This window comes from Vibrio sp. 10N.286.49.E11 (assembly GCF_041469505.1).
Classification (GTDB): Bacteria; Pseudomonadota; Gammaproteobacteria; order Enterobacterales; family Vibrionaceae; genus Vibrio; species Vibrio crassostreae_C.
Genome location: NZ_JBFRKQ010000023.1, coordinates 50,479 through 57,996 on the forward strand (window position 1 = coordinate 50,479; position 7,518 = coordinate 57,996).

Annotated in this window: 8 protein-coding genes; 6 read left to right on the forward strand and 2 right to left on the reverse strand. The window is 41.8% G+C overall.

What is annotated here, in order from left to right; all coding sequences use genetic code 11:
• Positions 1-6: 6 nt before the first annotated feature.
• Positions 7-1,734, forward strand: a complete 1,728-nt coding sequence (locus AB4167_RS03765) for a DUF3466 family protein (protein WP_372136151.1) — start codon at positions 7-9, stop codon at positions 1,732-1,734.
• Between the two features lie 161 nt (positions 1,735-1,895).
• Positions 1,896-2,069, forward strand: a complete 174-nt coding sequence (gene rmf / locus AB4167_RS03770) for a ribosome modulation factor (RefSeq protein WP_017059676.1) — start codon at positions 1,896-1,898, stop codon at positions 2,067-2,069.
• A gap of 252 nt (positions 2,070-2,321) precedes the next feature.
• On the opposite strand, the gene fabA is transcribed toward rmf, so the two are convergent.
• Positions 2,322-2,837 carry a bifunctional 3-hydroxydecanoyl-ACP dehydratase/trans-2-decenoyl-ACP isomerase gene (fabA, locus tag AB4167_RS03775; RefSeq protein ID WP_017059675.1) on the reverse strand — a complete coding sequence of 172 codons (516 nt, stop codon included), beginning with the start codon at positions 2,835-2,837 and terminating at the stop codon, positions 2,322-2,324.
• A gap of 70 nt (positions 2,838-2,907) precedes the next feature.
• Positions 2,908-4,560, reverse strand: a complete 1,653-nt coding sequence (locus tag AB4167_RS03780; RefSeq protein ID WP_372136152.1) for an AAA family ATPase — start codon at positions 4,558-4,560, stop codon at positions 2,908-2,910.
• A gap of 189 nt (positions 4,561-4,749) precedes the next feature.
• On the opposite strand from AB4167_RS03780, the gene matP reads away from it, so the two are divergent.
• The 4 genes from matP (at position 4,750) to AB4167_RS03800 (ending at position 7,319) form a co-directional block, all read left to right on the forward strand.
• The gene (gene matP, locus AB4167_RS03785) at positions 4,750-5,205 is read left to right on the forward strand and encodes a macrodomain Ter protein MatP (protein WP_010440786.1); all 456 of its coding nucleotides are present in this window, start codon (positions 4,750-4,752) and stop codon (positions 5,203-5,205) included.
• 23 nt (positions 5,206-5,228) lie between these two features.
• Positions 5,229-5,537 (forward strand): DUF3634 family protein, encoded by a 309-nt coding sequence (locus AB4167_RS03790; protein WP_017059672.1) that lies wholly within the window; start codon positions 5,229-5,231, stop codon positions 5,535-5,537.
• Positions 5,538-5,642: 105 nt separating this feature from the next.
• Positions 5,643-5,954, forward strand: a complete 312-nt coding sequence (locus AB4167_RS03795; RefSeq protein ID WP_017059671.1) for a hypothetical protein — start codon at positions 5,643-5,645, stop codon at positions 5,952-5,954.
• Positions 5,955-6,098: 144 nt separating this feature from the next.
• Positions 6,099-7,319: a hypothetical protein gene (locus AB4167_RS03800; protein ID WP_372136153.1), complete on the forward strand. Its 1,221-nt coding sequence runs from the start codon at positions 6,099-6,101 to the stop codon at positions 7,317-7,319.
• The last annotated feature ends 199 nt before the right edge of the window (positions 7,320-7,518 follow it).

Consider the following 7,518-nt stretch of genomic DNA (forward strand, 5'->3'; position numbering starts at 1 on the left):
GTAATAATGACTTGTACTAAATTCAAATTAACAACTGTTGCAGCCCTAGTTTTGGCTGCAACTAATGCCAACGCTGCGCTTTACAAGGTCGTTGAAGTCACTCCTTCAATTACAGGTGCCTCTGAAATCTATGGTGTGGCGATTCAACCTGGTGTTGCGACAGACGGAACGAATGAGCTTGCGTTAGGTTGCTTCGATTCAGCTGCAAGCAACTGTACCGATAGTGCATTTAAACTTGCTGGTGAGACTCGCGATACGCTTGAAGCGGTAAGTTATCGTGAAGAAGTACCATTCGCAATGGATGCACCATTTCAGTACATTCAAGAGCGTGATGATTTCGAAAACTATTGTTATCGAGAGCTGAGATATTCTACATGTGAAAGTTGGGCTGAAAACCGTTGGAATGACACTTGGAGTAAGGAAAGAAATGACCTTACTCACGTAAATGCGAAAGCGTTTGTTGAAGGTGGGGATACTTTTGAAACTCGCAATACGGTAATCAATTCTTTAGATGAGAATGCCCAACCTGTGGGGATCAAATCCAAAGATGATATTCGCAATAATGCATTGTTTACGACGACAGCGGCGCCAACTGGAGCTTCAGAAACTCGTGCTTGGAAAGCGATAACGGCAAGCAACGGTACCGTTTACAATGTAGGTAGTATCTCTGAAGAGTTTGATCCGACTGACACTTCTGAACCAGATAAGGCGTTTGCTTCTAAAGCGGCAATTTGGGGTGGCACAACAACAAAAGAAATTGATTGGGTCAGAAGTGGTAATGCCCAACAAGGCGATTATTTTGCTCAAGGCAGTATGCGTTCAATTGTTGAGTCGAGTTCGATCTTTTATGGTGTCGGTTACAACACTGTAGATGGGAATGGCGACCTTCAAGACATGAACGCAAGTGTTTTTGTTAGTGATTCATTAGACATTTCAGGCTCTTGGTCAACGAAAGTTATTAGCGGTGCAGAGGTTAAGTCTGGTTCATCTAACGATGATGCTAGATACAGTAACTCTGTAGCGACCGATATTAACGACAATTTGTTTGCTGTTGGCTATGCTAAGCGTAACGGTTATGTGCCAGAGAGTGGCAGTGCTGGCAACAAGATTTTTGTAATTGAGGATGCGTCGAATCCTGTAGCTGAATTTGATTTGAACAGCTCTATATTCTTTAATGGTTCAAGTGGTGAAGCTAAAGCGGTCAACAATTACAACGAAATTGTAGGTCAAATTGATGCAGAAACCACTCGTGAAGTCGATGGCAGCGAAAGAAGACACAGAGGCTTTATTTACCCTTACGATCTCCCGTCTTCAACTGATGAACGCCGTGTTGATATTTTTGGTGGTAAAGCATGGTGGTTAGATGACTTAACAAATGATGGTGATGCGTCTAGTCACAATAACCAATTTAGAATCATTGATGCGACGGATATCAATGATGCTGGCGTGATTTCAGCAACGGCTATCAAATGTACAGTCGACGGTAATGATAAGCCTTATGACACAACATCACACAACTCATACTGTGGTGGTGCCTCATCTAACGCAGTCGAAAAGGTTGTAGCTGTTAAGCTTATCCCAATCAAGGGAGCAAGGTATGACACTGGCTCTGACATTGATAGCGTAGTAACTCGTAGCACCGACACCGAGAAAGTTGAGCGCCAAGGTGGTAGCCTAGGTTGGTTAACTTTGACTGTGCTTGGTCTATTAGGGTTCCGCAGAAAATTTAAATAATTTTATGTCCTGAGCCCGAGTTCACAATTCTGAACTCGGGCTTTTTTTCGCCTTGAGAAAAGTGAAAATTTGACCGATTCTTAAAGTTGGAGTCACAAAAACTCCGTAAAGTTGTAATCATTGTATGTTAGTAAATGGAACACCCGTATGAGGACTGCACTATGAAGAGACAAAAGCGTGATCGACTAGAACGAGCACAATCTCAAGGCTACAAGGCTGGTTTAAATGGACGGTCGCAAGAAGCTTGCCCATATAGCCAAATGGATTCTCGGTCTTATTGGTTAGGTGGATGGCGTGACGCCAAAGATGACAAGCAATCAGGTCTCTATAAGTAGATAGGGCGTAAAGAATTCAAGGTCAGGGCTCCATTGTCTGTTGATTACAACGGCTGGAGCCTTGTTAGTTTCAGAACAACACAAAGACTCCCAGAGCTATGTAGCATTCTAGTTTCGCTATCATAAGCGTATCGCTGGTGGATTTATCCTGTTTCAAGCTTAATACGGGATACTTTAATGCACTATAACTAAATTTATTGGAACGAAAATAAAGCAGCCATGGGCTGCTTTACTAAAAATCTAACTATTAGATTAGAATGCTGACGTATCTTGGAAAAGGCCAACTTTCAAATCTTTAGCAACGTAGATCTCTTTACCATCAACAAGTACGCGACCATCCGCAAGGCCCATAACTAGACGACGGTTAACAACACGCTTCATGTGGATCTCGTAAGTTACTTTTTTCGCAGTAGGTAGAATTTGACCAGTGAATTTCACTTCGCCAACACCTAGAGCACGGCCTTTACCTTCGCCGCCAACCCAACCAAGGTAGAAACCAACCAGCTGCCACATTGCGTCAAGGCCTAGACAACCAGGCATTACAGGGTCACCTGGGAAGTGACAATCGAAGAACCATAGGTCAGGAGTAATATCCAGCTCAGCAAGAACTAAACCTTTACCGTAATCACCTTCAGTTTCAGACATCTTAGTGATGCGATCCATCATTAGCATGTTCGGTGCTGGTAGTTGAGGGCCTTGTGGCCATAGTTCGCCTTGGCTTGATGCTAGAAGCTCTTCGCGAGTGTAAGAATCACGTTTGTTTTGCATTATCAATTACTCCGATTTTTGATAGGTGCATATTAGTGAACAGGTGTACGCTAAACAAGTCCGATCAGTACTAGACAAACCAGTTTTTAATGCGTCCAACGATTCCAATAGGGTGCTCATGTCTTTCAAAGTTTTCAATACGTTCCGCGATTTTACTCAGAACGCTTTCTTGTTCATCGTCTCTAAATGGTTTGTTCATAATGAGAGGAATTGCTTCGTCTACATTAGACACAGACCAAATATGGAATTCTTCATTCTTAATGCTTTCAATAAGGTCAGGCTTTAGTGCAAGATGCCTTAAGTTCGATCTTGGAAGGATCACACCTTGTTCGCCTGTTAAGCCGTTGTGCTTACACACATGGTAGAAGCCTTCGATTTTCTCGTTTAGCCCGCCAACAGCTTGCACACGTCCAAATTGGTCAACTGCACCTGTAACCGCAATTTGTTGATTGATAGGGTATTCAGACAAAGCACTAACCAGAGAACACAACTCCGCAAGAGAAGCACTATCGCCATCTACTTCGCAGTAAGACTGCTCAAATACTACGGAAGCTGCGTATGGTAATGGATCTTCAAGGTTTAGTGCGCTGCTCACAAATGCTTGCATGATCATCATGCCTTTAGCATGAAGATTACCACCCAGCTCGGCTTTGCGCTCAACATCGGCAATATCACCATCACCAAAGTGAATAACACAGGAAATTCTTGCAGGTTCACCATACGATATTGGGTGTCCCGGTACATCGATGACCGTCAATCCATTAACTTGACCAACTTGTTCACCTTCAGTTTCGATAATGACTTGGCCATCACGAATATCATCAAGGGCGCGTTCTGGTAGATAAGATTCACGGTTGTATTTGTGCTGTTGAGCTTGCTGGATATGGTGAATATCAATCTCACCATTGTCGGCTTCAATCAAAGCTTCGTTCAATAACGCGTTGTGCCAAATAGGGCACAGTGGGATATAGCTTTGATCTTCGGTTTCTCTTGCTCCGGCAGTAAGAATGCCAGTCAACGCTTGTTGCGTGATGTTTGGTAATTCATAGCGTTGTTGAAGCCACTTAAGGTAACCAAGATATTGAGTCAGAGTGTCTTCTGAGAGCTTAATGTCCTGTTCAATTTCGCTGAATAGGCAAAAACCGGTTTGAATATCGCTGTCTAGGTAATCAAGGTCACCTAGTTGAGCTCTGTCTCCAACTACAATTAACTTAATATTGTAAGTAAGAGGTAAGGTTGGCGACTGATTCAAGTGTTCAGGGTTACTGCTGATAGGCTCGACAGCTTCACCAAGCAGCGCAGATTTAAGCAGTAACCAGCTTCCTGGGTTTGCCAAGATCAGGTTTGCTGAAACGATCAGATAACCGTTGTTTGCTCTAGCCAGTAGGCCAGGTTTTGTCGCAATAACCTTACCGTCTTTCGATTGAACTTGGTCAAATAGAGAGGCAGCATTTAAAGACTCAGTTTTGATAACCGGCAGAGTGTGATCATCTAAAGCAGTGACTAGAGATTCAACAATCATTTGACGATAGATTGAATTGTCCGGAGCATTTACCAGTATAACGCGCGAAAGGTTAGACAAGCGAACAAAGCGGGTTAGCGCATCTTTGAATCTATGTTGAATATCTGAAAACGGGAAAGGCGAGATGTCAGGGAATTGCTCTAATTGAGCGCTATATTCGTCGTACTGAGGCGTAACATGTCGCCAATCTACTTGAGTCATTTAAGTTTCTGATTATGATAATGAGGTAGGGAGTATATAGAAAAACCGATCTCGCTTGTAGCTCTATGTGGTAGTTACTAATCACTAAGCTAATATAAGTATGATCTTGGTCTATTCTTTCAAGACAATAATTGTGAAATAACCCATTCTGGGTTACGCTGTCACTAGGATTAACTCTCGAGATTAGACATGAAATATCAGCAACTTGAAAACTTGGAATGTGGTTGGAAATGGAACTATCTGGTCAAAAAGTGGAAAGAAGGTGAATCGATTACTTGCCATATTGATTCAAGTGAAGCTGACGTTGCTGTTCAAGCCTTATTGAAGCTGGAACACCAGCCTACGGGTGTTCTTGAGTGGATCTCTAACAACATGTCTCCTGAGCTCGATAACAAGCTTAAACAAGCGATCAGAGCTAAGCGAAAACGCCACTTCAATGCTGAACAAGTTCATACAAAGAAGAAATCAATCGACCTTGATTACCGTGTATGGGAAAAGCTATCTCAACGTGCGAACGAGCTAGGTTGTACGCTCTCAGATGCCATCGAGTATTTGGTTAGCGAAGCGTCTCGTAGTGAGCAGGCCAGCAAGACGGTGACTAGCCTCAAAGAAGACTTAAGCAAGCTCCTTTCTGACGATAAATAACCATCAACAGTAGTGGTGACATTATGATGTACGTAATCTTAATCGGTGCGGTATTAGTTTTTTGGTTAGTAGCAGTCGATCGACCGGTATTGAAAATTAAATTTAGCGACGGGGCGATCGAACAAGTTAAAGGGCATCTTCCACCGAGCTTTAAGCACAACCTTCAAGAGATTGGTCATAACAATACCTTTAAAGGCGAGCTAAAAGTGTATGCAAAACGTTCTGGTTACAATCTCAAGTTCACTAAAGATGTTCCTAAAAACGTACAGCAACGTATTCGTAACGTGTTCCCGCATAATGGTTTTAAGTCTAAAGGCTCAAAGAAAGCGTAATCGTTGAGAGTTACGCGTTAGCTGGTCAATCCTCATACTAAGTTAATCCTTCATTTCTCTTAAATCTCCGCATACTGTTCTCACCCTCAACAAAGAGAGAGCAGTATGAGATATCTAGTATTACTATTATGTTTTTTATCCCCAGTCGCTTTTCCCGACGATGCATTGGTTAATCCTGTAGCTAAAAAGATAAAAGTCACCGTCATGAAAGGGCTCAACAAGAGTAATGTTGATTTCGAGGGTTATTGCGATCTGATGATTGAGATGAAGCACTCTAAAGGTTATGCAAGAATCAAAAAGGTGAGAACGTCTGGAGATAGTAAAGTTTGCAAGCAGGCGAAAAAACACCTACCGACGAAGAAAAGGTTCAAATACAGCTTTCCAGAAAAGTATATCCGGCTACATATCACACACTAGCCACTCTCAACGCACTATAACTAAATATCCTTAATTTTATTGAAACAATTTCGTGAACCAATCTCTAATTTCTATTAATATTAGTTTTGTTATAAAGGCAGGATATGCCGATACAAGAGCATTTACGGCAAAGGAAAGTCACGGTTGTTGTTAGCAAATAAAAGTTATACCCCTGAAGTAGTTGAGATCTCAAGGAAGGTCTCAATCAATGTTGAAGCTCGCTTTAATCGATGGTTAATCTCACCTGAATATAAGCTCGCACAATCTACAGTAGACACGTTACTAAGTTTGGAAAATAGGTATTGTGATAGTGTCATATTTGATGAATCTGACCGCATATCTCACAATCAACGTATTTTATTGCGCTGCGAGCAGGATAGAGTCAATGCTCATCGTGAAAAAGTCGACGCGAAGCAACAAACCTTACGATACGTTATCGATGATGTCAGCAATGCCGCTTCTGCGCTAATGCTTGAGAAGCTTCAAGGTACCTTAATAAGTTCGTTGTTTTCAGACTTACCCGATTACAATCAGTTCGCTAGTGTTGCGTATTCGCCATCTTTAAACTTTTCCAAACTCCATGAAATATCCGCGCAAAGTAGGCCATTGAGCTCAAGTTTAATCGAGTTTGTTTCCAATCAAGAGTTTGCAGATAAATATGGAAAGAAATCTAAGGTAATTCTCGATCCAAAAGTTGCAGCACGACAAATAGGAATAGAAAATTGTCGTTTATTGTTCCCATTGTTAATGAGTCAACAGCTGATTAAGTGGAATGATGGCAACATTAAACACATCACACCTAAGGTTTGGCAACACTTGGTCGTGACGTCAAATGCGACTCGAGTTCGACTTCAAGAAACGTCGGTTAAAGATCCTAACGTAGGCATTTTACTTGGTGTGTTGAGAGTTCTGCCTTTGTTTTTAATTTGTAACCACTTTTCTTCAACGTTTGAAGACGCATTGGTAAAAACGATGCTTGGTTATCGTGAAGCAAGTGACAAGCATGACGAATATTATGCTTGTACTGAGGTGATGCCAAACACACAGTTTCTTGAATCAATGGTCGAGCAGCTAGAGCTTAAGCTACTAAAAAACCTCGTTGAATTTATAGATTGGAGCCCTGGAAATCAGTTCATCAAGAGGGCACTTCTAGAGGAAGTGAATGACATTCCAGTACTTGAGCGAACGGTTTATGGTGCAGCTTTGGCTCAAGGTAGAAAATATTCTGTTTTCGAGGCGTTAGATAATAGTGAACTATTTAACGTTAAGCACCGACCTTATTGGTTTTCAACTGTTCAAATGTCTATCGCGACGATTGAGCAGATGCAAGATAAAGGATTGGGAAAGCTTACGGTGAACATGTAATAAAAAGAGAGAGTCTCATTAATGTCGCTCTCTTTTTTGTTGCGCTGTAACTTTATGTGAATGTCTTGTTTTGGCGCTAAACAGTAGGATTACAGTAAGCGTGTCACGAACCCCGCATTCTAATTAACCAGCACGAAGAATAAGATCATCTCTCCAACCCAAAGGAGAGTTGAAATGGTAAAACGACGTACCAACCTAG